Annotated in this window: 28 protein-coding genes; 20 read left to right on the top strand and 8 right to left on the bottom strand. The window is 41.1% G+C overall.

The window, feature by feature from the left end; translation table 11 throughout:
* Window positions 1–12 precede the first annotated feature (12 nt).
* Window positions 13–981, bottom strand: coding sequence for a FecCD family ABC transporter permease (locus tag F542_RS07645; protein ID WP_015432073.1), 969 nt, complete (start codon window positions 979–981; stop codon window positions 13–15).
* Window positions 981–1,253, bottom strand: coding sequence for an acylphosphatase (locus F542_RS07640; protein ID WP_025267241.1), 273 nt, complete (start codon window positions 1,251–1,253; stop codon window positions 981–983). The genes F542_RS07645 and F542_RS07640 overlap by 1 nt, the downstream gene beginning before the upstream one ends.
* A 135-nt stretch (window positions 1,254–1,388) precedes the next feature.
* Here F542_RS07640 and rsxA point away from each other — a divergent pair, with 135 nt between their 5' ends.
* The 9 genes from rsxA (at window position 1,389) to lpxM (ending at window position 9,982) form a co-directional block, all read left to right on the top strand.
* Window positions 1,389–1,970, top strand: a complete 582-nt coding sequence (gene rsxA / locus F542_RS07635; protein WP_015432075.1) for an electron transport complex subunit RsxA — start codon at window positions 1,389–1,391, stop codon at window positions 1,968–1,970.
* Between the two features lie 347 nt (window positions 1,971–2,317).
* Window positions 2,318–2,905, top strand: a complete 588-nt coding sequence (gene rsxB, locus F542_RS07630; RefSeq protein ID WP_025267240.1) for an electron transport complex subunit RsxB — start codon at window positions 2,318–2,320, stop codon at window positions 2,903–2,905.
* The gene (gene rsxC, locus F542_RS07625; protein WP_025267239.1) at window positions 2,895–5,492 is read left to right on the top strand and encodes an electron transport complex subunit RsxC; all 2,598 of its coding nucleotides are present in this window, start codon (window positions 2,895–2,897) and stop codon (window positions 5,490–5,492) included. Before rsxB ends, rsxC begins: the two co-directional genes overlap by 11 nt.
* Complete coding sequence (locus tag F542_RS07620; RefSeq protein WP_015432079.1) at window positions 5,492–5,983, top strand: YbaK/prolyl-tRNA synthetase associated domain-containing protein; 492 nt, start codon at window positions 5,492–5,494, stop codon at window positions 5,981–5,983. Before rsxC ends, F542_RS07620 begins: the two co-directional genes overlap by 1 nt.
* Window positions 5,984–5,992: 9 nt before the next feature.
* Window positions 5,993–6,628, top strand: coding sequence for a trimeric intracellular cation channel family protein (locus tag F542_RS07615; RefSeq protein ID WP_015432080.1), 636 nt, complete (start codon window positions 5,993–5,995; stop codon window positions 6,626–6,628).
* A gap of 46 nt (window positions 6,629–6,674) precedes the next feature.
* Window positions 6,675–7,700 carry an electron transport complex subunit RsxD gene (gene rsxD / locus F542_RS07610; protein ID WP_025267238.1) on the top strand — a complete coding sequence of 342 codons (1,026 nt, stop codon included), beginning with the start codon at window positions 6,675–6,677 and terminating at the stop codon, window positions 7,698–7,700.
* The gene (gene rsxG / locus F542_RS07605) at window positions 7,697–8,329 is read left to right on the top strand and encodes an electron transport complex subunit RsxG (protein ID WP_025267237.1); all 633 of its coding nucleotides are present in this window, start codon (window positions 7,697–7,699) and stop codon (window positions 8,327–8,329) included. The genes rsxD and rsxG overlap by 4 nt, the downstream gene beginning before the upstream one ends.
* Window positions 8,326–9,012 carry an electron transport complex subunit E gene (locus F542_RS07600; RefSeq protein WP_015432083.1) on the top strand — a complete coding sequence of 229 codons (687 nt, stop codon included), beginning with the start codon at window positions 8,326–8,328 and terminating at the stop codon, window positions 9,010–9,012. Before rsxG ends, F542_RS07600 begins: the two co-directional genes overlap by 4 nt.
* A gap of 16 nt (window positions 9,013–9,028) precedes the next feature.
* Window positions 9,029–9,982, top strand: a complete 954-nt coding sequence (gene lpxM / locus F542_RS07595) for a lauroyl-Kdo(2)-lipid IV(A) myristoyltransferase (RefSeq protein WP_015432084.1) — start codon at window positions 9,029–9,031, stop codon at window positions 9,980–9,982.
* A gap of 408 nt (window positions 9,983–10,390) precedes the next feature.
* Here lpxM and tsaD read toward each other — a convergent pair whose 3' ends face one another.
* Both tsaD and F542_RS07585 read right to left on the bottom strand, forming a co-directional pair.
* Window positions 10,391–11,419, bottom strand: coding sequence for a tRNA (adenosine(37)-N6)-threonylcarbamoyltransferase complex transferase subunit TsaD (gene tsaD, locus F542_RS07590; RefSeq protein ID WP_015432085.1), 1,029 nt, complete (start codon window positions 11,417–11,419; stop codon window positions 10,391–10,393).
* Between the two features lie 78 nt (window positions 11,420–11,497).
* A complete protein-coding gene (locus F542_RS07585) occupies window positions 11,498–12,277 on the bottom strand; it encodes an outer membrane protein assembly factor BamD (protein ID WP_025267235.1) in 780 nt (259 codons plus the stop codon).
* Between the two features lie 130 nt (window positions 12,278–12,407).
* Between F542_RS07585 and rluD the strand changes: the two genes are divergently transcribed.
* Window positions 12,408–13,385: a 23S rRNA pseudouridine(1911/1915/1917) synthase RluD gene (gene rluD / locus F542_RS07580; RefSeq protein WP_015432087.1), complete on the top strand. Its 978-nt coding sequence runs from the start codon at window positions 12,408–12,410 to the stop codon at window positions 13,383–13,385.
* A 27-nt stretch (window positions 13,386–13,412) separates the two neighbouring features.
* On the opposite strand, the gene F542_RS07575 is transcribed toward rluD, so the two are convergent.
* Window positions 13,413–14,303 (bottom strand): TIGR01777 family oxidoreductase, encoded by an 891-nt coding sequence (locus F542_RS07575; protein ID WP_015432088.1) that lies wholly within the window; start codon window positions 14,301–14,303, stop codon window positions 13,413–13,415.
* Entirely contained in the window at window positions 14,303–14,764 is a 462-nt protein-coding gene (argR, locus tag F542_RS07570) for a transcriptional regulator ArgR (protein ID WP_015432089.1), read from the bottom strand. The genes F542_RS07575 and argR overlap by 1 nt, the downstream gene beginning before the upstream one ends.
* A gap of 193 nt (window positions 14,765–14,957) precedes the next feature.
* On the opposite strand from argR, the gene mdh reads away from it, so the two are divergent.
* The 10 genes from mdh (at window position 14,958) to F542_RS07520 (ending at window position 24,674) form a co-directional block, all read left to right on the top strand.
* Window positions 14,958–15,902, top strand: a complete 945-nt coding sequence (mdh, locus tag F542_RS07565) for a malate dehydrogenase (protein WP_015432090.1) — start codon at window positions 14,958–14,960, stop codon at window positions 15,900–15,902.
* Window positions 15,903–15,987: 85 nt separating this feature from the next.
* Window positions 15,988–16,257 carry a DUF3761 domain-containing protein gene (locus F542_RS07560; protein ID WP_025267234.1) on the top strand — a complete coding sequence of 90 codons (270 nt, stop codon included), beginning with the start codon at window positions 15,988–15,990 and terminating at the stop codon, window positions 16,255–16,257.
* Window positions 16,258–16,320: 63 nt separating this feature from the next.
* Window positions 16,321–17,169 carry a co-chaperone YbbN gene (locus F542_RS07555; protein ID WP_025267233.1) on the top strand — a complete coding sequence of 283 codons (849 nt, stop codon included), beginning with the start codon at window positions 16,321–16,323 and terminating at the stop codon, window positions 17,167–17,169.
* Window positions 17,170–17,204: 35 nt separating this feature from the next.
* Window positions 17,205–18,155, top strand: coding sequence for a thioredoxin-disulfide reductase (trxB, locus tag F542_RS07550; protein ID WP_025267232.1), 951 nt, complete (start codon window positions 17,205–17,207; stop codon window positions 18,153–18,155).
* Between the two features lie 115 nt (window positions 18,156–18,270).
* On the top strand, window positions 18,271–18,813 hold the full coding sequence (proQ, locus tag F542_RS07545) for an RNA chaperone ProQ (RefSeq protein ID WP_025267231.1): 543 nt from the start codon (window positions 18,271–18,273) through the stop codon (window positions 18,811–18,813).
* 24 nt (window positions 18,814–18,837) lie between these two features.
* Window positions 18,838–20,841: a carboxy terminal-processing peptidase gene (gene prc / locus F542_RS07540; RefSeq protein WP_025267230.1), complete on the top strand. Its 2,004-nt coding sequence runs from the start codon at window positions 18,838–18,840 to the stop codon at window positions 20,839–20,841.
* Window positions 20,842–20,948: 107 nt separating this feature from the next.
* Window positions 20,949–22,547, top strand: coding sequence for a L,D-transpeptidase family protein (locus F542_RS07535; RefSeq protein WP_144084237.1), 1,599 nt, complete (start codon window positions 20,949–20,951; stop codon window positions 22,545–22,547).
* 186 nt (window positions 22,548–22,733) lie between these two features.
* A complete protein-coding gene (locus F542_RS07530) occupies window positions 22,734–23,273 on the top strand; it encodes a YcbK family protein (protein WP_015432097.1) in 540 nt (179 codons plus the stop codon).
* A 17-nt stretch (window positions 23,274–23,290) separates the two neighbouring features.
* Window positions 23,291–23,920, top strand: a complete 630-nt coding sequence (locus F542_RS07525; RefSeq protein ID WP_015432098.1) for an MBL fold metallo-hydrolase — start codon at window positions 23,291–23,293, stop codon at window positions 23,918–23,920.
* Window positions 23,921–23,930: 10 nt separating this feature from the next.
* Window positions 23,931–24,674, top strand: coding sequence for an MlaA family lipoprotein (locus tag F542_RS07520; protein ID WP_015432099.1), 744 nt, complete (start codon window positions 23,931–23,933; stop codon window positions 24,672–24,674).
* A gap of 76 nt (window positions 24,675–24,750) precedes the next feature.
* Here F542_RS07520 and kdsB read toward each other — a convergent pair whose 3' ends face one another.
* Window positions 24,751–25,515, bottom strand: coding sequence for a 3-deoxy-manno-octulosonate cytidylyltransferase (gene kdsB / locus F542_RS07515; protein ID WP_015432100.1), 765 nt, complete (start codon window positions 25,513–25,515; stop codon window positions 24,751–24,753).
* A 41-nt stretch (window positions 25,516–25,556) separates the two neighbouring features.
* Window positions 25,557–26,123, bottom strand: a complete 567-nt coding sequence (locus F542_RS07510; protein WP_015432101.1) for an elongation factor P hydroxylase — start codon at window positions 26,121–26,123, stop codon at window positions 25,557–25,559.
* Between the last annotated feature and the right edge of the window lie 3 nt (window positions 26,124–26,126).

Below are 26,126 nucleotides of genomic sequence, written 5' to 3'. Positions count from 1 at the left end.
TCGCTTTACGTTTTATTGCGCGAGTTGTTTGCGCTCTGTGAGTAAAATCCAAAGTAAAAATGGTGCGCCTAAAATAGCGGTTAATGTACCAATATAAATGCGGTTGAAAAGAGCTAAATATTGCACTGAGAGATCGGCGATAAGTAGGAGTAATGCACCAAATAATGCCGAAGTGATATAGAGTTGTGAAGGAGGCTTATGCAATAACATTCTGGCAAGATGAGGGGCGATTAAGCCAATAAAGCCGATAGTACCTGTTTGTGGAATCGTAGCCCCAAGTAACAACGCAACACCAATACTGACAATAAAAAAGCTGCGTTTAAGATGAATGCCCATGGTTGCAGCAGTTTCTTCGCCAAAGGTGAGTAAATCTAAATAGCGGCGCTGGCTGAATAAACATAGACCACCTAGCAAAATAATAGGTGTTGCCATAGCCAAATTATCCATTCTTGCCCAAATTAACGATCCTTGTAACCAGCGATAAAGCTCAGCTAATGCCCAAGGGCTTTCCGCATTTGAGAGCAAGAGAGTAATGGTTGCACCAAGTAATACATTAATTACTATGCCAGCAAGAATCATCATCGTTGTGCCTTGGTAACGTGCAATTAGCCATACTAATAGAAATGCACTTAAAGCACCGCCGACACCAGCAAAGAGTAACCAACCGATGGGTGCAGAGAAATAATAAAGCACAAAAACACTTGCTGTCGTTGCTCCAGCACTGCTGCCAAGTAAGCCAGGGCTTGCTAGTGGATTTTGAAAGACACCTTGCATTGCATTGCCCGCTAAAGCTAAGCAAGCACCTGCTAACATTGCCAGTAGTAGGCGAGGGAGGCGGATATCGATTAAAACTTGCCAACGCATATCAATAGAAACGCCTTCTGCCATTAAATGTGCAAAATCACCAAGACGATACAAACTTGATACCAAGCTAATCGTAAGCAATAGGAATAAAAGGGTGAAGTTGAGTTTTTTTGTCATTATTGAATAACACGAAATTGCTGGTAGAGGCTGTCTGTCAGATATTCTTGCTCAATGATATTCTCAACTCGAGCAAATCTTGAGCCCTGTAGCAGCCATTGTTTGAGTTGAGTAAGCTGTTTCTCACTTCCTTGTGCAATGACTTCAACACTGCCATCATCTCGATTTCTTACTGTACCAGATAAGCCAATTTTTTGGGCTTGCTGCCAAGTAAAAAAGCGAAAACCAACACCTTGGACACGCCCAAAAATGAGAAATTGCTTTGTTTGCATTGTTAGCTTCTCCTTTGCAGAGTTTTGTTGAAATGATACCGCTTGTTTCGCAAATAAGGTAGCATTTCCCATTAAAAAAACGGATAATAACCGCCGTTTTTTTGAGTGATTTCCTAAAGCAGTAACTGCAGTATTATGACGGATTATATTTTATTAGTTATCGGCACAGCCCTAATTAACAATTTTGTGTTGGTAAAATTCTTAGGGCTTTGTCCTTTTATGGGCGTTTCTAAGAAGGTAGAAACAGCCATTGGCATGGGGTTTGCCACAACTTTTGTACTCACGGTTGCAAGCCTCATTGCTTATCTAGTAGAAAGCTATATTCTTGTGCCATTCAATGCTACTTTTCTTCGCACTTTAGTATTTATTTTAGTGATCGCAGTGATTGTGCAATTAACCGAAATGATCGTGCATAAAACTAGTCCGACTTTATATCGTTTGTTAGGTATTTATTTGCCTTTAATCACCACGAACTGCGCTGTGCTAGGGGTCGCGTTATTGAACGTGAATCTTGCCAATAATTTAGTGGAATCTGTACTTTATGGTTTTGGCGCAGCTGTAGGTTTCTCGCTAGTGCTTGTGTTATTTGCAGCCTTGCGTGAGCGTCTCGCCAGTGCTGACGTACCACAGCCTTTTCAGGGGGCAAGTATTGCGTTGATTACCGCTGGTTTAATGTCGCTTGCCTTTATGGGGTTTAGTGGCATGGTGAGAATATAAATCAGGCAAAGCCTTTTAGGCGTGATGCTCATGAATTTAAAAGGCTTTTATTTGCATTTTTTAGCTCAATATCAAGCGCTTGCAACATCAGGCGAGCTATTTTTCGCTGTAATTTCTTGCAAGTTCTCTATTCATACAATCAAGAAATGCCTCTCTAAATCTAATATAGAGCAAGTTTTTTTGTTGAGCTTGATAATTACATTGCCTCTTGCAATTTTCTCCCCTAATCTGCCCGCTTGTATTTGCTCAATCTTGCAAAAACACGGATAATATGCCCCTTTGTGTAAACCGATTTCTATCCAAACTGTGGGAACAATGAGCCATATTTTTGTGAGGTTGGCAAGCTAATGATGACCGACCAAATCCTTTACCTTGCAATTGCCATAATTGCCGTTATCGCGCTGATTTTCGGGGCAGTGCTGGGCTATTCATCGATTAAACTTAAAGTAGAAGCCGATCCCATTGTCGAGCAAATTGATGCGATTTTGCCACAAAGCCAATGTGGGCAGTGTGGTTATCCGGGGTGTAAACCTTATGCCCAAGCGGTAGCCAATGGCGACGATATTACTAAATGTATTCCAGGTGGGCGTGAAACGATTGAAAAAATCGCTGATTTAATGGGTGTGGACGTGCCTGAAACAGATGGCGAAGCCCCTGTGCCAATGGTGGCTTATATTATTGAGCAGGATTGCATTGGCTGTACTAAATGTATTGCCGCTTGTCCTGTTGATGCCATTATTGGCACAAACAAAGCCATGCACACGGTCATTGCAGATTTTTGCACGGGGTGTGAGCTCTGTGTTGCCCCTTGCCCAACCGACTGTATCAAAATGATCCCGATTAAAACCACTACACAAAACTGGAACTGGAAATTTGATCCCAATTTAGTGATCCCAACTGTGAATGTGACTGAAGGAGGCAAAAATGCAAATTGATGTATTAAGTCGCATTCGCTCAGGGAAATTGTGGGATTTTCCTGGCGGTATTCATCCTCAAGAGAATAAAAAGCAGTCTAACCAAAAGCCCATTCGTACACTGCATTTGCCGAAATTTTTCTATGTGCCCGTATTACAACATAGTGGTACAGCGGGAGAATTGTTGGTGAAAGCGGGTGATCATGTTTTAAAAGGTCAACCCTTAACCAAAGGCGATCATTATCGCCAGCTCCCTGTACATAGCCCAACATCGGGTGTTGTTAAAGCGATTGAGCCTTACGTTTCCTCGCACCCCTCTGGCTTGCCTGAATTAACCATTGTGATTGAAACAGACGGCAAAGATGAGTGGTGTGAACGCAATCCGATTGATGATTTTTTTAGCCTTACAAGCGATCAGATTTTGCAGAAAATTTACCAAGCAGGGATCGCAGGTTTAGGCGGTGCGGTGTTCCCGACTTCTAGCAAATTAAGCTATGCGGACAAACGTTGTAAACTCTTGATTATCAACGGTGCAGAGTGCGAGCCATACATCACTTGTGATGATCGTCTTATGCAAGATTACACCCTTGATATGATTGAAGGGATTCGCATTTTACGTTATCTCCTTCGTCCCGAAGAAGTGGTGATTGCGATTGAAGATAACAAACCTAAAGCCATCAAAGCGGTGCAAAAAGCACTTGACGGTTCAAACGATATTCAGCTTCGTGTGATTCCAACCAAATATCCAAGTGGTGCAAGCGATCAGCTTGTGCAAATTCTCACAGGCTTAGAAATTCCGCAGGGTAGTCGCACCATTGAAATGGGCATTGTGATGCAAAATGTGGGTACGGCTTATGCGGTTAAACGTGCCATTATCAATGATGAACCCTTAATTGAGCGTGTAGTCACGCTTACGGGGGATAAAATTCGCAATAAAGGCAATGTGTGGGCAAGACTTGGCACGCCGATTATTCACCTGTTGGAACAAGTGGATTATCAAGCAGATGAGCGTTTCCCTGTCTTTTTAGGCGGCCCAATGATGGGCTTTATTTTGCCATCGTTGCAATCACCGATTACCAAAACAGCGAACTGCATTATTGCGCCTGATCATTTTGAATATGCTCCACCACAGCCTGAGCGAAATTGTATTCGTTGTTCTAGCTGTTCCGATGCGTGTCCAGTTGGGCTTTTACCTCAACAGCTTTACTGGTTTGCACGATCTGACGATCACGACAAAGCGAAACAATACCACATTGATGCCTGCATAGAATGTGGCGTGTGTGCCTACGTCTGCCCGAGCTACATTCCACTGATCCAATACTTCCGCCAAGAAAAAGCCAAAATTGCGGAAGCAGACGACAAAGCTCGTAAAGCGGAAGAAGCCAAACAGCGTTTTGAAGCTCGTGAAGCCCGAATGCAAAAAGAAAAAGAAGCACGCAATGCACGCATTCAAAAAGCGGCTGAAAAACGCCGTGAAGAAGTGGCAAATTCAGATGGTATAGACCCAGTTAAAGCTGCTCTTGAACGTTTAAAAGCGAAAAAAGCAGAAACCAGCGAACAAAAAATCACGCAGACAGGTGAACCTGATAATAGCGACCTGATGGCACAACGCAAAGCAAGACGATTAGCAAAACAAGCCGAAAGTAGGGACGCAACGCTTGTGTCCGCTAACGCAGATCAAGCGGTAGAAAATGCAGAAAATTCTGCAAAATCAGCAAATACGAACGAAACCGATCCAAGAAAAGCTACGGTTGCTGCAGCCCTTGCCCGAGCGAAAGCGAAAAAAGCCGCCAGTAGGGACGCAACGCTTGCGTCCGCTAATGCAGATCAAGCGGTAGAAAATGCAGAAAATTCTGCAAAATCAGCAAATACGCACGAAACCGATCCAAGAAAAGCCGCTGTTGCCGCTGCCCTTGCCCGAGCGAGAGCGAAAAAAGCCGCTAGTAGGGGCGTACTGCGTACGCCCGAAAACTCAGCGGAAGCACAAATGCAGGCACATCAGTCCACCCCTACGGAGAATTTAAATTCATCGGAAACTGATCCCAGAAAAGCAGCGGTTGCCGCTGCTCTTGCCCGAGCGAAAGCGAAAAAACAAGCCCAGCAAGCAGAGCAAAGTAGGGGCGAACCGATGTGTTCGCCCGAAAATGAGGCAGAAGAACAAGGGCGGACACACCGGTCCACCCCTACGGAGAATTTAAATTCATCGGAAACGGATCCAAGAAAAGCCGCTGTTGCGGCAGCCCTTGCCCGAGCGAAAGCAAAAAAAGCCGCCAGTAGGGGCGAACCTGTATGTTCGCCCGAAAATGAGTCTGAGGAACAAGGGCGGACACATAGGTCCGCCCCTACAGAGAATTTAAATTCATCGGAAACCGATCCAAGAAAGGCTGCGGTTGCGGCAGCCCTTGCCCGAGCGAAAGCGAAAAAAGCCGCCAGTAGGGACGCAACGCTTGTGTCCGCTAACGCAGATCAAGTGGTAGAAAATGCAGAAAATTCTGCAAGTAGGGTGCAACTTGTTGCACCAAATGAAAATGCGGAAGATCCAAGAAAAGCAGCGGTTACAGCAGCAATTGCCCGAGCCAAAGCACGAAAACAGAATCAGGAGAAATAATGTCAGAAAATACTTTTATCCAACTTACCGCACTTTTTGATCAACACAACGCACGCTACCGTGTCGTTTCGCACCCAAGTGCAGGGAAATCTGAAGAAGTGGCAAAAATTCGTGGTACGGAAATCGGACAAGGGGCGAAAGCATTGGTTTGTAAAGTAAAAGGTAATGGCATAAAACAGGTGGTGTTAGCGGTACTACCTGCCGATTATCAGGCAGATTTAGCTTTAATTGCCCAGCATTTTGGCGCAGGGAAAGCCTCTCTTGCAAGCCCAGCGGAAGTATCTGAATTAACAGATTGTGTTTTTGGGGCAATTCCCCCCGTCAGTTTTCACACGGATCTCAAATTGATTGTTGAACCGAGTTTATTTGGGCGTTATGAAGAATTAGCGTTCAACGCTGGCACATTAGAGCGTTCAATCATACTGAATGCGGAAGATTATGCACGGATTATTCAACCTGAATTGGTAAAATTTGCGAAGCAAGCTGAGTAATGTATTGTTATGTTAGCTGATTTATTTCTACCACAGGCGTGGTCATTCTTATTTATCCAAGACCTGATCGGCACTATCGTTTTCGCCATTTCTGGGGCAATTGCCGCACGCCAGCACAAAATGGACATATTCGGTATGTTTATTTTGGCATTGGTGACAGGCGTAGGCGGTGGCACATTACGAGATATGCTGATTGGTTCAACCCCTGTGTTTTGGATGAAACAACCGATTTATCTGGTGATGATTTCCATCGCCGTTATCATCACAGCGATTTTCCGCAACCAAATTTCCCGCAAAAGTTGGCAAATTGGCTTGCTGGTATTTGATGCGATAGGGCTTGGGGTGTTTACCGTGATTGGCGTGCAAAAAGGTTTAGATTTTGGCTTGCACCCATTAATTTGCATCGCACTGGGCGGCATGACAGGCTGTTTTGGTGGCTTAATCCGGGATATTTTACGCAATGAAGTGCCGATTATTCTGCAAAAAGAGATTTATGTGACCGCAAGCCTGATTGGTGGCGTGATTTTCGTTCTTGCCTATTCAGCAGGATTAGCAAGTGATTGGATCTATTTTGTCACTGCCAGCACTGTGATTGTGATCCGTTTATTGGCGATAAAATATAATTTGAATTTGCCGAAGGTTTAACAAGCGGTTAAATTTCTTGGATTTTTTACAAAAGGTTTATTATAAAATGTTCAAACTAGTGAGTTCCCCCCACACCCATTCCACCAATCTCACGGCGAATTTTATGTTGTGGGTGATTGGGGCAATGTTGCCAGCGATTGGGGTAATGTGGTGGTTTTTTGGCTATGGGCTGCTTTGGCAGATTGCTCTTGCGTTAAGCCTTGCCACTGCGATTGAAATGATTATTGCAAAATTACGCCGTAAACCGACCGCTTTCTATCTTTCGGATATGTCGGGAGTTTTGACTGCTTTAATTTTAGCGGTCGCCATTCCACCCTATGCACCGTTTTGGGTAATGATGATTGGTGTGATTGTTGCCCTATTGCTTGGCAAACACGTTTATGGGGGATTGGGGCAAAATCCATTTAATCCAGCGATGATCGGTTATGCGTTATTACTGGTTTCTTTCCCTGTGCAAATGACGGCTTGGTTGCCACCGCTTTCTTTACTCAATGAACCCCCGAGTTTTGCGGATAGCTTTGCATTGATTTTTAGCGGTGTTAGCACTGATGGTTTTAGCCTTCATCAACTGATTGATAGTGTGGACGGCATTTCATCAGCCACCGTGTTAGACAATGCCAAACATAGCCAAAACGCATTGCCAAGTGATTTACTTTTCAACGGCTGGGGACAAATCAATTTAGCCTTTCTGATTGGCGGTGTCGTGTTAATTTATAAGCGAATTATCCATTGGCAAATTCCTGTGGCAATGTTAGCCAGTTTCGCTTTGCTTAGTGGGCTAACGGATTTATTCAGCAATACAACGTGGTCAATGCCGTTGCAATTATTCAGTGGTGCGATGATGTTCGGGGCATTTTTTATTGCAACCGATCCTGTTTCCGCAAGCATCACGCCAAAAGGCAAACTGATTTATGGTGCATTGGTCGGATTGTTGGTGTATTTAATCCGCTACTACGGTAATTACCCTGATGGTGTCGCATTTGGTGTATTGCTTGCTAATATCTGCGTGCCGTTGATTGATCATTATACGCAGCCACGTTTATATGGCACAAAATTAGGGGGAAGAAAATAATGACTCGTCAAATCACCCTGCGTTATGCCCTGATTTTGGGGGCGGTAGCATTGGCTTGTACGCTGATTTCTACGCTCATTTTTGGGCTCACCAAAGGCAGAATTGAGCAAGTTACCGCTGAGCAACAACGGATTTTATTCCGTGAAATTTTGCCTCAGGAGCTATTTGATAACGATCCAACCGCTACTTGTAAAATGGTTAATGAGCCTGAACAAGCGATGATAAATAAGATCTATTTTGCAAAAAAAGGTACTGAAACGACCGCTTACATTCTACAAACAACGGCTCCAGACGGCTATTCGGGCAACATTGTGTTGTTAATGGCAATTGAACCTAATGGCAATGTATTAGGTGTGCGAACCCTTGAACATAAAGAAACGCCGGGACTCGGCGATAAAATTGAAACTCGTGTATCCGACTGGATCAAATCATTCAGTAACCGCATTTTCAGATTAGAAAACGAAAGCGAATGGGCGGTAAAAAAAGATGGGGGGAGTTTTGATCAGTTTACGGGAGCAACGATTACCCCAAGAGCGGTGGTGAATAATGTTCGTCAATCGGCAAAATGGACGATAAATGAATTAGCGAAAAATCCGCAGATGGTAGAACAGTTTAAGGATTGCAAATGAGCGAAAAAATAGAAATCACACAAATTGACGATACACCAAAAGTCGAACCTACCAACTGGAAACAGCTTTTTACTCAGGGGGTTTGGAGTAATAACGGGGCATTGGTGCAGCTTTTGGGGCTTTGCCCATTATTGGCGGTATCAAATAATGTGACTAATGCTTTAGGACTGGGACTGGCGACTTTGTTGGTGCTAACAGCAACGAATACGGTAGTGTCGGTGTTTCGTCATATTACCCCTCACGATATTCGCATTCCGATTTATGTGATGATTATCGCCACCGCAGTAACGACTATTCAGCTTTTAATGAATGCCTTTGCTTACCCTGTGTATCAATCTTTAGGGATTTTTATTCCTTTGATCGTGACTAATTGTATTGTAATTGGACGAGCAGAAGCCTTTGCCTCTAAAAATGGTGTGTTGCAATCTGCCTTTGATGGCTTTGCTATGGGGCTTGGAATGACGCTAGCGTTGGTTGTACTCGGGGCAATGCGTGAGTTAATTGGTAATGGTACGCTATTTGATGGGTTGGATTTGCTATTGGGGGATTGGGCGAAGAGCTTACGGTTAGATATTTTGGCATTTGATCATGGTTTATTGCTGGCCATTTTGCCACCAGGGGCATTTATTGGGCTAGGGGTGATTTTAGCATTGAAGAACATTGTGGATAGAAAGAAAAAATAAAAAGGAAATAGAAAAAATGGAACGTTTCACCTATCGAGATGGTTATCAACATCAATTTCGTAAAGAATATCTTCATCCCAAATATTGGGGGATTTGGCTTGGGGTATTAGGGCTAGTGTTACTTGCCTTTATTCCTTATCGGCTGCGAGATAAATTTGCTGCTTGGGTAGGTCGTCAAGCGTATAAAATCATTAAACAAAAAGGTAATAAACAGTATCATCGAGCCGAGACAAATTTACGTTACTGTTTTCCCAAATGGAGTTCTCAGCAACGTGAAAACGTGATTGAGAAAATGTTTGTCACGGTAGGACAGACGATGTTAGGGATTGGTGAGATTGCTTTGCGTTCACCAAAGCATTTACAAAGCCGTTGTGAGTTTCCGGATTTAGCGATTGTGCAAGCGGCTAAAAATAGCGGAAAAAATGTGATTTTGCTTGTACCGCACACCTGGTCGATAGATGCTTCAGGGATCGCAATGCACACTTTTGGCATGCCGATGACTTCGATGTATCACCCTCATCACAATCCACTAGTAGATTGGCTTTGGAATGCAACCCGTGAGCGTTTTGGCGGCAAAATGCATGCACGCCAGAATGGAATTAAGCCATTTTTAGCGGATGTGCGTAAAGGAGAACTAGGCTATTTCTTACCTGATGAAGATTTTGGTGAAGAAAATAGTGTTTATGTGCCGTTTTTTGCTACAGAGAAAGCCACCTTACCAGGTTTAAATAAAATGGCGAAAGTAGCAAATGCAGTGGTGATCCCGATGTTCCCAATTTATAACGCTGAAAAAGGTAAATATCAGATTGAGATCCTACCTCAAATTGAATTTGATGGTACGGCAGAGCAGTCTGCTCGGGCAATGAATGAGGTGATTGAGTATTTTGTGACGAAAAACCCAGAGCAGTATGTTTGGATCTTACGTTTGTTAAAAACTCGCCGAGATGGAGAAGATATTTATCGTAGATAAGACTTAAATGTGAGGTGTGCTGATATTCCATCTGAAATATCAACTCACTCTAATAAAACGAGTATTTCTGGATTAAAAAACAGTATCAAAATGCTCGTTTTTTTATTCACAGTGCCTGTGGATAACTTTGGGGGTAACTTTTTGAAAAGTCACGTAAGCCTTTGTAGAACAAGGCTTTAAATTTTTACCCTATAATTGAATGCAAAATAACTTATTCTTTAAAATCAATAAGTTATATTGTGTCTATAGATTCTTTTCAAAAAAAATTAGAATTTTTTGCTCTTTTTCTCTTGACAGCAGAAACTGTGTACAACTTTTCTTGATGGAAACTTTCCGACTAAATGGTGGCTTACCTCTGGAGGAAGCCACCATTTAATTTGGATGTTTTGTGAATCTTTAACGTTGAGTTTATATTGCGGTCAATTCTGTCATCGGCCAGCGAGGTTTAACGCTGACAGCAAGATCACTACGTTCACCTTTTTTTAAGCGAACAAACCCAGCATAAGCGATCATTGCACCATTATCCGTACAGAATTGTGGGCGCGGATAGAATACCTCGCCGCCATAGCTTTGCATAAATGTAGCTAAATCCTGGCGCAATTGCTTATTTGCACTTACGCCTCCTGCCATGACTAGGCGTTTATAGCCTGTTTGTTGCAACGCTCGCTTGCATTTGATAATAATGGTATCTACCACTGCTTGTTGGAAGGCGTGTGCAATATCGCATTTGGTTTGTTGATCCAACTGACCATTTTCATCCAAGTGCGCATGAATTGTGTTAGCAGCAAAGGTTTTTAAGCCTGAAAAGCTAAAATCGAGTCCAGGGCGATCTGTCATTGGGCGTGGGAAAACAAAGCGATTTGGTGTGCCTTTTTCAGCTAATTGAGAAACTGCAACACCAGCAGGGTAATCTAAGCCCAGCAATTTTCCTGTTTTATCGAAAGCCTCGCCTGCAGCATCATCAATACTTTCACCCAGTAGCTCATATTTGCCGATATTTTCAACTTTAACCAGCTGTGTATGCCCACCTGAAACAAGCAGTGCGACAAAGGGGAATGGAGGAGGATTTTCTTCTAGCATAGGAGCCAGCAAATGGCCCTCCATATGATGGACACCGAGAGCTGGCACATTCCATGCATAGGCAAGGGAGCGAGCAATAGTGGATCCTACTAATAACGCCCCGACTAGCCCAGGCCCTGAAGTATAGGCAATACCATCAATATCTTGAGCTGTAATATTTGCTTCTTTAAGTGCAGCTTGGATAAGGGGGAGTGTTTTACGGATATGATCACGCGAAGCAAGCTCGGGTACAACGCCACCATAGTCTGCATGCATTTCAATTTGGCTGTAAAGTTGGTTTGCGATTAAACCTTGGTGTTCATCATAGATGGCAACACCAGTTTCATCGCAGGAAGTTTCAATACCGAGAATTTTCATTTTTATCTGTAGAAATTATAGAAATGGGAAAGGGGCTTGCGCCCCTTTTGTAAAATTTTTGAAATTTTTAACCGCTTGTTAGAATTGAGGCGAGTACTCAGGTTTTTTAATACTTGGATATTCTTTACCTTTATTTTCTTCAATCATTGCGGCAACTTTTTGAGCGGAATCTTGAATGCCCATTGCTTCAAACGATTTCTGCATTAGCGGTAGAGCATCCGCTGTCGGTTTGCTATCTGGATAAGCACGGAGCATATCGGATACCCGATTGACTACGGCGACATAGGCATCTCGTTCCATGTAGAATTGTGCGATTTTAAGCTCGTGTTCGGCGAGACGATGTTTTAAGTATGCCATCCAATTTAAAGAATCTTGAACATATTGGCTGTGAGGGTAACGTTGGACAATAGCTTGGAAATTACCATAAGCGTTATTAATGCTTTCTACTGCGCGAGAAGAACGGTTTACGCGGAAGAAGTCTTGGATAAAATTGTCGCCTAGACGAGCATTACTTAATGCCGCAAGGTAATGTGCATAATCCATTGAACTACTATGTGGATAGCTACGACCAAACTGTTCAGCAAGCACTAATGCTTTGTGGTATTCACCTAATTTATATTGTGCGTAAATTGTGCTGAGTAGTATTTGTTCACCATATGCGCCTTGCATCGCTCGGACATCCACGGCATCTAAATAACGGATTGCATTGTTGTAGTCGCCATTTTCAAGATATTGCTGACCTTTACTATAAAGTTCTTGGGCAGGGATACCTTCGAATTCTTTGCTTTTGTCGCTAGAACAGCCTGCAAGCAGCAAACCTGCTAGCATAACTGATGCAAGAGTTGTAAATTTGCGCATAAATATTACCTATAAAAATATGTTTAATGTACAATGCGGTTCGACTGGCTATTATCCGCAAAGTTCAGACGGAAAATAGCGCTATTCTACATCATTCAATACGAAAAGCATATTTGGAATTATATTTTTAATGGCTCAACAAATTACTTTAACAGCCGAAGTAACTTCGGATTTACTAGGTGCCAGACTTGATCAGGCATTAGCACAACTTTTTCCTGATTATTCACGTTCGCGTTTGAAAGTGTGGATTGAAAATGATCTGGTTACAGTGAATGGCAAAATTGTCAATAAAGCGCGAGAAAAAGTCTTTGGTGGTGAATTAATTGAAGTGCAGGCGGAAACAGAAGAAGAAATCCGCTTTGAACCTCAGGATATTCCACTCAATATTGTTTATGAAGACGATGATATTTTAGTGATCAATAAACCAAAAGATCTTGTGGTTCACCCTGGGGCGGGTAATCCAGATGGTACAGTGCTAAATGCTTTATTGCATCACTACCCACAAATCGTTGAGGTGCCACGTGCAGGGATTGTGCATCGTTTAGATAAAGATACCACGGGCTTAATGGTGGTTGCAAAAACGTTACCAGCACAAACGCATTTAGTCTCCGCGCTACAAAAACGTCAAATTACCCGTGAGTATGAGGCGGTCGCCAGTGGTATTATGACTCAAGGAGGGAAAGTGGATGAACCCATGGCTCGCCATCCTACCAAACGTACTGCAATGGCTGTTCATCCAATGGGTAAGCCTGCCGTTACGCATTACCGTATTATGGAGCGTTTTCGCAATTACACACGTTTACGTTTACGCTTAGAAACAGGGCGTACGCACCAAATTCGTGTGCATATGGCACATATTGCTCATCCATTACTTGGTGATCAGCTTTACGGTGGAAGACCTCGCCCTCCCAAAGGTGCCAGTGAAGAATTTTTGGAAGTGTTACGTAATTTCAAACGCCAAGCTTTACATGCAGCAATGTTGCGTTTAGAACATCCAATTACCGGCGAATTGATGGAGTGGCATGCACCACTGCCTGATGATTTTATAGCATTAATCCAAGCATTAAAGGCGGATTATAACTTGTATAAAGATGAGTTAGATTATTAAAAAGATAGGGCTTAATCGCCCTATTTTTTATTTAAAACAACTCGCTAACCACTGTTCTAAGTTATTGAACTTAAATTTAAAGCCTAATTGAGTTAGATGGTGTGGTACAAGCGGTTGATTATCCAGCAAAAGTTGCGAACGCTCGCCAAGAATAAGCTTTAACACAAATGCAGGAACAGAAAAAAATGCTGGGCGGTGAATCGCTTTAGCTAATAAACAATTAAAATCAGTATTTCTGATAGATTGCGGAGCAACGAAATTAAATGCTCCCTGAGCATCGGGATTTTCCAATAAAAATAGCATTGCTTGAATATGATCTTCAAGGGAAATCCAAGCCCAGTGCTGTTTACCGTGACCTAATTTTCCCCCAAGGCCTAATCGGTAGAGCGCTAACATCTGTTTTAATGCACCGCCAGCTGTATCTAATACTATCCCTGTTCTAAGTAAACAAACCCGTGTTTTTTTATTTTGTGCTTGTAATGCACAGGCTTCCCATTCTTGGCAAAGCTGCGCAGTAAAGCCATTACCACAAGCGGTTTGTTCTGTACAGTTTTTTGCAAATTGCGCTAAGTTACCATAGTAGCCTGTTGCGGATGCAGAAAGAAAGGTATGTGGCGGATTTGAGCTTTTTTGGCATAATTCAACGAGTTTTTGTGTCAATTCAAGCCGACTTTGACGAAGTTTACTTTTTTGTATTCCTGTCCATTTTTTCGCAAAAATAGGCTCACCAGCCAGATTGATAACAGCATCAAATGCATCTAGATTTTTGATATGAGCAAAATTTTGAATAAATTTGAGCGCTTGTGTATCTATTTTGGGTTGGCGAGAAAGGATAGTTAGCTGATGCCCTTGCGCAATAAGGGCTTGGGATAAAGCTCTGCCAATAAAGCCTGTGCCACCGGTGATAAGAATATTCATTACAGCGAGTTTTCAAATAATTCGTGAATAGTTTCCATTAATTGGTGAATTGGTGTCTCTCGTGTTGGGGTGACAAAAATCGTATCATCTCCTGCAATTGTGCCAAGAATCCCTTCCGCTTTGCCTATGGAATCTAATAGACGAGCAATCAATTGTGCCGCGCCTGGGCTGGTATGGATAACAATTAATACATCATTATGATCAATATCCATGACTAAGTTTTTCAGTGGGCTAGAGGTTGTTGGCACACTTAATTCCGCGGGAAGCTGATAAACCATCTCCATTTTTGTATTACGTGTACGTACTGCACCAAATTTTGAAAGCATACGTGACACTTTAGATTGGTTAATTTGGCTGAAGCCCATTTCTTGTAAAGCGGCTACAATTTCACTTTGTGAGCCAAATTTTTCTTCGCGTAACAATGATTTGAACGCATCAGAGAGAGAATCGTTTTTTTCCATTATACAAGGTTATGCATTTTTATTTAAAAATATGCAAAATTTTTGCTTATTTATGCAAATAAATCAATTGATATCTAAAATTTTTTTCTAAAATTTGCACTAGATCGCAAAATTTAACATCGCTATTTGAAAGCGTATTCGCTTTTTTCTACAATTCAATAAGATTTATTTATTCTGATAATAGGAGAAGTTTATGAAAGTTGCAGTTTTAGGTGCAGCAGGTGGTATCGGCCAAGCGTTAGCGCTCTTGTTGAAATTACAGCTCCCTGCAGGGACGGAATTATCTTTATATGATATTGCGCCTGTGACTCCTGGGGTCGCTGTTGATGTGAGCCATATCCCAACCGCGGTTAAGGTAAAAGGTTTTGCAGGGGAAGATCCTGCTTCAGCTTTGCAGGGCGCAGATCTTGTTTTAATTTCAGCAGGTGTTGCGCGTAAGCCTGGTATGGATCGTTCTGATTTATTTAATATTAATGCGGGAATTGTACGTAACTTAATTGAAAAAGTCGCAGCGGTTTGCCCGAAAGCTTGCGTGGGGATTATCACAAATCCTGTTAATACTACCGTTGCGATTGCTGCTGAGGTATTGAAAAAAGCAGGTGTGTATGACAAACGTAAATTATTTGGCGTGACTTCGCTAGATGTGTTGCGTTCTGAAACATTTGTGGCAGAACTAAAAGGTAAGGATGTGAATAATGTGCGAGTACCAGTGATTGGTGGGCATTCTGGGGTAACGATTTTACCATTACTTTCTCAAGCGACAGAAACCGACAAAATTGCCTTCACTGCAGAAGAAGTTGAAGCTTTAACTAAGCGTATTCAAAACGCAGGTACTGAAGTGGTAGAAGCTAAAGCGGGAGGCGGCTCAGCAACCCTCTCTATGGCTCAAGCTGCAGCACGTTTTGCTCGCTCAGTATTAAAAGGCTTAAGTGGTGAGCATGTTGTTGAATTTGCTTATGTAGAGGGAGACGGTAAATATGCCCGTTTCTTTGCTCAGCCTGTGCGTTTAGGTAAAGATGGCGTAGAAGAATTGCTACCAATTGGTGAAATTAGCGCTTATGAGCAAGCGGCGATTGAAGCAATGATTCCAACTTTAAAAGCAGATATTGAATTAGGCGAAAAATTCATTAACGGCTAACTTGCTATTTGCTATAAAACTCTTCATCATAGTTAGGCTGAAAAGTAATTTTCAGCCTTTATTATAATGATTATGCGAGGTGATTATGCAAAAACTCAAATTTGTTACAGCATTGGTCTTGCTTTGTGGATTAAGCGCTTGTGTACAACGTACTCCAGTGGAAGTAGTAAAAGCTCAAACTGACAATACAGTTTCAAGTACTATCGCAAAGCCTCCAGTGATTGAACAAATCCAAGTACCTGCTGGTGTAACAGCGATTTGTCAGGATGGTTCGTACTCTAAAGCAACTGATGACTCTGTCTGTATTGGTAATGGCGGTGTAAAAACAATTATTGGGCGTTATCACTCTGAGTAAGGCTAAAACAGTTTTAATAAAAGGCAGTGTGTATTATCACACTGCTTTTAATGTGATGAAGATATGGATTATTTAATTAATATTAATGAACAAAATTTTAGTGAAGTGATCAGTGCCACAGCCGAAGTGCCTGTGGTTTTTCATTTTATTTCGTCTCGAGAACCTGCATCTATTGAAATGGAGGCATTATTTCGTCGATTGCTTGATGAATATCCAAAGCAATTTTTACTTGCAATCATCAATTGTGATGAGCAAATGGCAATTGCTCAGCAGTTTCGTATACAAGCGGTGCCAACTAGCTATTTTTTTGCAAATGGCCAGCCTGTTGATGCGATTCAAGGTGTGATCAGTGAGCAAGAATTACGCATTCGGCTAGCCAACATTTTGCCAAAAGAAGAGGAACTACAATATGCCCAAGCGATAGAATTTTTAGAGGCGGAACAATTTGATATGGCGTTACCGTTGTTAAAATCGGCTTGGGAGAAAACAGACAAGAAAAATAGTGATTTTGGCTTATTGTATGCTGAAACGCATATTGCCTTGAAAGAGATTGAACCTGCAAAAGCTATTTTGGCACAGATTCCATTACAAGATCGAGATAGCCGTTGGCAGGGCTTACAAGATCAAATTCATTTACTAGAACAAGCAGCGGATTCACCTGAAATTCAAGAATTACAGCAAGCCTATGGAATGAACAAAACGCCTGAAATTGCAATCAAATTGGCCAACCAACTTCACCAAGTAAAACGGAATGAAGAGGCGTTAGGATTACTATTTGAATGGCTACAAAAAGATTTGAGTGCAGGAGATGGCGAAGTTAAAACGCAATTTTTAGCTATTTTATCAGCAATGGGAAATACCGATCCTCTGGTCGGTCAGTTTAGACGTAAGCTTTATTCGTTATTATATTAATTGATAAATTTAGACAAATTAGAAAGGAAATTATAATGGCTGTAAAACACGCAAAATTATTAATTTTAGGCTCGGGGCCTGCGGGTTATACTGCAGCAGTCTATGCGGCTCGTGCAAACTTAAATCCTGTATTAGTGACAGGTATGCAACAAGGTGGACAACTGACCACTACCTCTGAAATTGAAAACTGGCCAGGTGAATTTGGTGAAATTACTGGCACAGATTTGATGAATAAAATGCAAAAGCATGCTGAAAAATTTAACACGGAAATCATTTTTGACCATATTCATACGGTTGATTTTTCTCAACGCCCATTCACGTTAAAAGGTGATTTTAATACCTTTACTTGTGATGCATTGATAATTGCAACTGGGGCTTCCGCAAAATACTTAGGCTTGCCTTCAGAAGAAAATTATAAAGGTCGTGGTGTTTCTGCTTGTGCAACTTGTGATGGCTTTTTCTATCGTAATAAACCTGTTGCAGTGATTGGTGGAGGGAATACTGCGGTTGAAGAAGCTCTCTATTTATCGAATATTGCCTCTGAAGTGCATCTTATTCATCGTCGTGATACTTTTCGTAGTGAGAAAATTTTGATTGATCGTCTAATGAAAAAAGTCGAAGAAGGCAAAATTATTTTGCACACTGATAGTGTACTTGATGAAGTTCTGGGTGATGATGCTGGTGTGACTGGTGTGCGTATTAAGAGCGTCAAAGATGGTGTTGAGCAAAGCCTAGTGCTTGATGGTGTATTTGTGGCAATTGGACACGCACCGAATACAGATATATTTAAAGATCAGCTTGAATTGAACAATGGCTATATTGTGGTGAAATCGGGATTAGAGGGTAATGCCACTGCAACCAGCGTTGCGGGGGTATTTGCAGCTGGCGATGTGGTGGATCATAATTATCGTCAAGCGATCACTTCTGCTGGAACAGGCTGTATGGCTGCACTCGATGCTGAGCGTTTTTTAGAAAGCCAAGCATAATTGGAACTTCATAAGAAATTAGAGTCTAAGTACGCATTAAATTTGATAGACAAGGGCGGACAAATAAAATAGAGTACGCCCCGTTTATTTTCTCCCTTAACAACATGGAAAAACTATGTCTGAACAATTAAACGAACAATTATCTGAACAAGCGGTTCAAACTCATCAAAAAACTGCAATGCCAATTAAAGAAGTCATTGCCTACCTTTGTGAAAAATTTCCTCTCTGTTTTATCGCTGAAGGCGAAGCCAAACCACTTAAAGTGGGCTTATTTCAAGAATTAGCAGAAGCCCTAGCTGGCGATGACAAAGTGAGTAAAACACTATTACGCCAAGCATTACGTAGCTATACCATGAGTTGGCGTTATCTTCACGCTTGTCGTGATGGTGCTGTTCGTGTGGGCTTAAATGGTGAAGAAGCTGGTGTGGTAGATAGCCAACAAGCAGAACATGCAGCACAAACCTTAGCTCAAGCTAAAGCAGTCGTGGCAGAGCGCCGTGCGGCAGAGAGAAAAGAGCAACGCAAAGCTCAACGTAAAGAATTCTTTAAACAAAAAGCACGCGAAGAGAATGCTAAAAAACGTACAGAGCGCCATAATGCACCTAAAGCATCATTAGAAAGTTTAGCTGCTTTAGAAAGCAAATTCTCTCGTAAATAGTTTTGGTGTTATCTTAGGAATATTATGCAACCGACCAAATTAAGTTACTTTATCGGGCTGTGTTTAGGGTTGTTATCAGCCAATACTTTTAGCGCAGAGCCAGAAATAAAAGCAGATAAAATTGTTATTCCACAGCCAAGCGAGCAACATCAAACTTCGACCAAGCGGGTTGCTGCTCGTTTAACACAGTCGCATTATCACAAGTTTACCCTTGATGATACATTTTCAGAAAAGATCTTTAATCGCTATATTGATTGGCTTGATCCTGCTCATAATACTTTTTTACAATCAGATATTGATGAATTGCATAGCAAATATGCGAACAAATTAGATGATGCTCTTTATGACGGAGAGCTTGATATTGCTTTTGAAATCTATGAGCTGATGAGTAAGCGTCGTTATGAGCGTTATAAATATGCGCTGTCGTTGCTTGATAAAGAACCTGATTTGAAAGCTAATGACCAAATTGAAAATGAGCGCGATAAAGCTCCATTTCCTAAAACCGAAGCAGAGGCTAATGAACTTTGGTTACAACGGGTTAAAAATGACATTATCGGTTTATATTTGAAAGATAAAAAATGGGGTGAAATTAAAAAAACACTCACTAAGCGTTATAACTTAGCGATTCGCCGTTTAACACAAACCAAAGCGGATGATATTTTGCAAACGTATTTGAATGCATTTGCACGAGAGATTGATCCTCATACTAGTTATCTTTCTCCCCGCTCAGCAAAACGTTTTCAAGAGAGCATGAACCTTTCATTAGAAGGAATTGGTGCAACGCTTGAGATGGAAGATGATGTCACTACGATTAAATCTTTAGTTCCTGGTGCTCCTGCTGCTCGTAGCAAGCGCTTAGCTGTAGGGGATAAAATTATCGGGGTAGGACAATCACAAAATAAAATTGAAGATGTGGTTGGTTGGCGAATTGATGATGTCGTTGATAAAATTAAAGGGAAAAAGGGCTCGAAAGTTTATCTAGAGATTGAACCCGCAAAAGGGGGAAAATCAAAAATTGTGACTTTAGTGCGCGATAAAATTCGTTTAGAAGATAGTGCAGCTAAGCTTACAATAGATAAAGTGGATGGTAAAAATATTGCCGTTATTAAGATCCCAAGCTTTTATATTGGTTTAACCAAAGATGTGCGTAAATTATTAAAAGAGATGAAAGCTAAAAAAGTGGATGGCTTGATTATTGATTTACGTGAAAATGGCGGAGGTTCTTTAACTGAAGTTGTTGAATTAACTGGTTTATTTATTGATGAAGGCCCGGTGGTTCAAGTGCGTGATGCGTTTAATCGTATCAAAGTACATGAAGATCCGAATGCAGGCGTCGAGTATGATGGCAAAATCATGGTGATGATTAACCGCCATAGTGCTTCGGCTTCAGAAATTTTAGCTGCCGCATTGCAAGATTATAATCGTGCGATCATTGTTGGTCAGCAAAGTTTTGGTAAAGGTACAGTACAGCAAAGCCGCTCATTAAATTTTGTGTATGACTTAGATCGTGAGCCGTTAGGTTCAATCCAATATACTATTCAGAAGTTTTACCGGATTAATGGCGGAAGTACGCAGCTTAAAGGGGTAGAAGCGGATATTCGCTTGCCAGAAATTATTAATGCTGAAAAGACAGGTGAAAGTTTTGAAGATAATGCATTAGCATGGGATAAGATTCCAGCAGCAAGTTATCAAGAAACGGCAAATTCACGTGCGGTTGTTACTCAGTTAATTGAAAAACACCAAGCTAGAATTAAAGAAGATCCTGAATTTATTGTGGTAAATGAAGATATTGCTTTGCGCAAAGAACGTGATGCTCGCCAATTTACCTCACTCAATTTAGATGAGCGTAAAAAAGAGAACGAAGCAAGTGAAGCTAAACGCTTGAAAGATCTGAATGCTCGTTTTAAGCGAGAAGGCAAAAAGCCATTAAAGAATCTTGATGCTTTACCAAAAGATTATGAGGCTCCAGATTTCTTCTTAAAAGAGACGGAGAATATGATGATCGATTGGCTCAAAATTAACAAATAGTCAAATATCGTATATAATTAGTGCGAAAATTACCAGACCGCTTGTTTTGTAAGCGGTCTGTTTTATTAAACATTTTGCAAATGAGCAAATTATTTTTTGGATTAAACATGAAAGCGTTTAAGTTTTTACCTATTACGATATTGAGTTCTGCTGTTTTTGCAGAAACATCGGCAGTAGCAAGTGCGACAACTCAAGTTGCAGAAATAAATGTTGCCACACCAAATGCGTTAAATACTGTTGATACGGTATTGCCGCAATTAAGTTTTGAAGCTCAGCAAGCAAGAGCAGCAGCAATGGCTCGGCAAGCAGAAAGTTTTATTCAACGTGCAGAAGAAGAGCGAATTGCAGCAGAAAAACTTGCGCAAGCTAAAAATCGCCTTAATCAAGAAATTGCACCAAATCAATTATTGTTAGCATCTACAACAGCTAAGGTTTATTTAGATAACGAATTTAGTTCAATATGGTCTGATAAACGGGCAACACAGCTATTTTTAAAAGAGTATGCTGCTTTTGCAGCCAGTGGAGTTTCTGCAAAATCAACGAAAGCACTACAACAAATTCTAAATACGCCAGAAGATAGTTTCGCTCGTGATGTTTTATTAACAGACAGTTTTTTAGATTATCTGTATTACAATAAAAATGTGGGACGTAATGCAGATAAATGGCTATATCGGTTAGGCAGCTACGTAACTAAAGCTCCGGCTGAAAGTCATGTTTCTGCTTGGTTACGGGCTGTCAGAAATGGCTCTGCTGTACAATATATTTCTGCTCTTATACCAAATAATCATATTTACCGTGAAACGGTAGATAGATTGTTTACAATGTCTCCAAATAGCACGGCGGGTGTCGCTAAAAAAGCTGCGAACAGCAAAAATACCAAAGGACAAAAAGGGAAAGCTCAAGAGTCTGCAGTAGCAGGGGGAAGCACGACATTTGCGAAATTAGCATTGAATGCACAACGCTTACGTTTAATCCCAAGCTTTACTAATGGTATTTTCGTTAATATTCCAAGTTATCAGCTTTACTATATGCGTGATGGCAAGCAGGTTTTGCAATCTAAAGTGATTGTTGGACGAGATGACCGCCGCACACCAGTTATGTATAGCAAATTAAGTAATGTGGTTGTGAATCCGCCTTGGAATGTACCGCCGACAATTAAAGCTAAAGATCTTATTCCTAAATTTAGCCGTAATCCAGGTATGGTAGAGCGTTCAGGCTATGAGATTTTAGATGGGCGTGGTAATAAGATTAGCCCAAGTAATATCAATTGGGCGCAATATAAAGGTAAAGAGAATACTTTCCCTTATCATATTCGCCAAAAACCGGGTGACAATGCTGCATTGGGATTGTATAAATTCAATATGCCAAGCTCTGATGCTATTTATTTGCATGATACACCTAACCGAGGTCTATTTGGTAAAAATGATCGTGCGTTAAGCTCAGGGTGTGTTCGTGTGGCAAAATCAGATGAACTCGCGACATTATTATTGAAAGAAGCGGGTTGGAGTGATAGTAAGAAGCAAGGTGTATTAGCCAGCCGTAAAACAACTTCGGTGCCAATTCGTTCAGACAATCCTGTTTATTTGTATTATGTCACGGCGTGGGTAGAAAATGGTAAAGTGTATACCTTGCCTGATATCTATAAATATGATGTTAATCTTCCGCGAGTCTCAATAGATTGGATGAAGGTTAAAAATGTGATCTAGATCGCATAAATGATATTTTCCGAGAAGTATAATAATCTTCTCGGAACTTTGTTTTTATTGTGAATACTAAATCTGACTTGCTAATGATTTATCGTCAATTACCGAGCCTCGGAGATTAACGATAGAGCGTTAGGATATACCCATTTAAAACGGAGATATATCCAATATCCAAAGAAGGAGAATTTAATGGATCAAACCAATTTACAACGCCGTAGATGGCTTTCGCTTGGTGGAATTATGCTTGGTGCAACACTATTTTCTAATAAAGCAGCGGCAATTGTTTCCACGCCAAAGCCAATGGTATTACGTTTGCGTAATGTCAATACAGGAGATGTGGCAACAGGTCAGCATCTAGGTGGGCGTTTTAATTCGGCAAGTTTACAAAGTATGAACTATTTAATGCGCGATAGACGTGAAAATAAGGTTCGTGCTATTGACCCGAATCTTTATTTAAAGCTCATCCAAATACAAGCTCGTTTAGGATTGCGGAATTCAGAAATTCAGGTTTTAAGCGGGTATCGTACACCAAGAAGTAATCGTGCAGTGCGTGGTGCAGGCAACAGTTTCCATATGCAAGGTAAAGCGATTGATTTCTATATTCAAGGGGTGCCATTAGCAAAAATTAGAAATGCGGCACAAAGTTTAAATAATGGCGGGGTTGGGTTCTATCCTCGGAGTAACTTTGTACATGTTGATACAGGCCCTGTTCGAACCTGGCGAGGTTAAGCAAGCGGTTGTTTTTTATGCTTAATTTACAAATTATTCCTGTTAGTGCATTTCAGCAAAATTGCAGCATTGTGTGGGATGAAAACAAAAATGCAGCTATTATTGATGCTGGTGACAATGCCGACATTATTATTAAATTTATTGAAGAGCAGCAGCTTAACGTAACTAAATTACTGATTACGCATGCTCATCTTGACCATATTATGGCGGTTGAAAAGGTATCGAAACACTTTGGTGTTGAGGTTTATGGTTCCCAATTAGCTGATAAGCCTTTATTCGACAATCTACCTGAAATCTGTGCTAGCTATGGTTTTCCTAGAGTTCCTGCTTTTTTACCTGACCACTGGTTAAGTGAAGGGGATGAAATTGAAGTCGGTACGCTTTCTTTCGAAATTCGTCATTTACCGGGACATTCTCCGGGGCACATTGGTTTTTTTGAAATGAAAAATAAAATTGCTTTTAGTGGTGATGTTTTGTTTAAAGACAGCATTGGTCGAACTGATCTCTACCAAGGTAATTTTGATACTTTAATTTCATCAATTCGGACAAAGTTATTTGATTTAGACGATGATTTTGTAATTATTCCTGGTCATGGTCCGCACACAACAATTGGACGAGAAAAACAACATAATCCTTTCTTAAAATAACAGGTTTTTTATGACAAAATTTAAACAGCTTATCTTGGTTGCTGCAGCATTTATGCTTGTTGGGTGTTCTTCTGCATTAAATGAAGATGGTACGCGTAACGATCCACTTGAAGGTTTTAATCGTGCTATGTGGAAGGTTAATTATGAATATCTTGACCCTTATGTATTAGAGCCTGTCGCAAAAGGTTGGAAAGAGTATGTACCAAGCCCAATTAAAACGGGCTTGGTTAATGTTGCCAATAACCTTGACGAACCAGCAAGTTTTGTCAATCGCTTATTAGAAGGGGAAGGACAAAAAGCGATGGTGCACTTCAGCCGTTTTTGGATTAACTCTATCTTTGGGTTAGGTGGTTTAATTGATTTTGCTAGTTTAACCAACGATCTTAAACTAGAGAATGGGCATCGCTCTTTTGGTGATACTTTAGGGAGTTATAATGTACCAACGGGCAGTTATGTCATGCTACCTGCTTATGGTGCAGCAACACCGCGACAAGATCTCGGTGGTATAGTGGATAGTACTTATCCGGTGTTATCACTACTTGCTACGCCATGGTCTGTTGCAAAATTTACTGTGCAAGGAGTTGATAAACGAGCTGCGTTAATTGGGCAAGAGGCATTGCTTAAGCAATCAGCCGACCCTTATGTTACATTTCGTGAGGCCTATTTTCAAAATTTAGAGTTTAAAGTGAAAGATGGCAAAGTTGAAAGTAGTCAAGAAACTTTGTCGGAAGATGAACTGAAAGATATTGATTAATAAAATAAACCCTGAAAATAATTTCAGGGTTTATTTTTAAATGCTTTGGGGCATGTTGAATAAAATTCGATTGTTATTATATCGCTTGTTTAGCAAGAATTTCTCTCACTCGAGCTAAATCTTCCGCGGTATCTACCCCCACTTCAGGCGCTTGTTTTGCAAGCTCTAAATGAATTTTCTCACCATACCATAATGCACGCAGTTGTTCTAAGCTTTCAAGTTGTTCTAATTGTGTTGGCTGCCAAGCGACATACTGTTTTACAAAGCCTGCACGGTAAGCATAGATGCCAATATGGCGGAGATACTGTTGGCTTGCGACAAAAGCATCATCACAATGAGCAAAATGATCACGAGCAAAAGGAATAGATGCACGAGAGAAATAGAGCGCCATTCCATTTTTGTCGGTTAAGGTTTTAACCACATTGGGGTTAAACAGTTCTTCTTTAGTTTCGAGTTTAACTGCAAGAGTTGCCATATTCACTTGATGGCGATCTAAATTTTCCGCTACTTGAGCTACTATCATTGGGGGAATTAGCGGCTCATCGCCTTGTACATTGACAATAATTTCATCATCAGCAATGTGCATTTTCTCAATTACTTCCGCAAGGCGTTCGGTGCCAGAATTGTGTTTATCTGAAGTGAGACAAACTTCACCACCAAAGCTTTTAACAACGCTTTCAATTTCAGGGTGATCAGTTGCTACAATCACTCGGCTTGCCCCTGCTTGTTGAGCTTTTTCCCAAACGTGTTGAATCATTGGTTTGCCAACAATATCCAATAATGGCTTGCGAGGTAAGCGACTAGAAGCATAGCGAGCAGGGATAATAACAGTAAATTGCATAATGTTTCCTTTGTTATTTTTTGCGAAAAAGAGACCGCTTGTTAAATTCTTGATATATCAAATTGGGTTAAATCAATTGTATTGGGAGTACCATAAAATTGGCAAAGCGCCTGACGCAAAGTTTCTGCACGTTTTGGTAGACCTTTTTCTGCGTAAGTTTTAACTTGTTCGTACACTGCTTGCTTGAATGCAGAATTATCGCCAGAATCACCAGTAAGGTTATCACTACTTGCAAAATAGCGGAAACCGGCAGCAGTCGCTAAAATCCACTCAATTGCTTGCGGTTTTACTTCTACTTGTTCAAATTCACGTTGGCGTTCGGCTGATCTGCCATCAGGCTCATACCAATAGCCAAAATCTTCTAATCCCCAACGAGCACGTCCTGCTACTAGCCAGTGAGCAATTTCGTGTAAAGCACTACTGTAGTAGCCATGTGCGAATAAAATGACATTGTAATCTCGCTCGCTTGCTACCCCACCTTCATCTAAATGGGCGGGTAAGTAGATTGGGTAATCCCCACCTTTTTCTAAGCGCGTATTGTATTCTTTCGCAAAGCAGTTATCAAAAATCTGAATTAAATCTTGATAGTCGTGTTGATCTTGGTTCATTTT

The sequence above is a fragment of the Bibersteinia trehalosi USDA-ARS-USMARC-188 genome (assembly GCF_000521725.1).
Taxonomy (GTDB): domain Bacteria; phylum Pseudomonadota; class Gammaproteobacteria; order Enterobacterales; family Pasteurellaceae; genus Bibersteinia; species Bibersteinia trehalosi.
The sequence above is the reverse complement of the archived record's forward strand: the minus strand, read 5'-3'. Positions and strand labels throughout refer to the sequence as shown.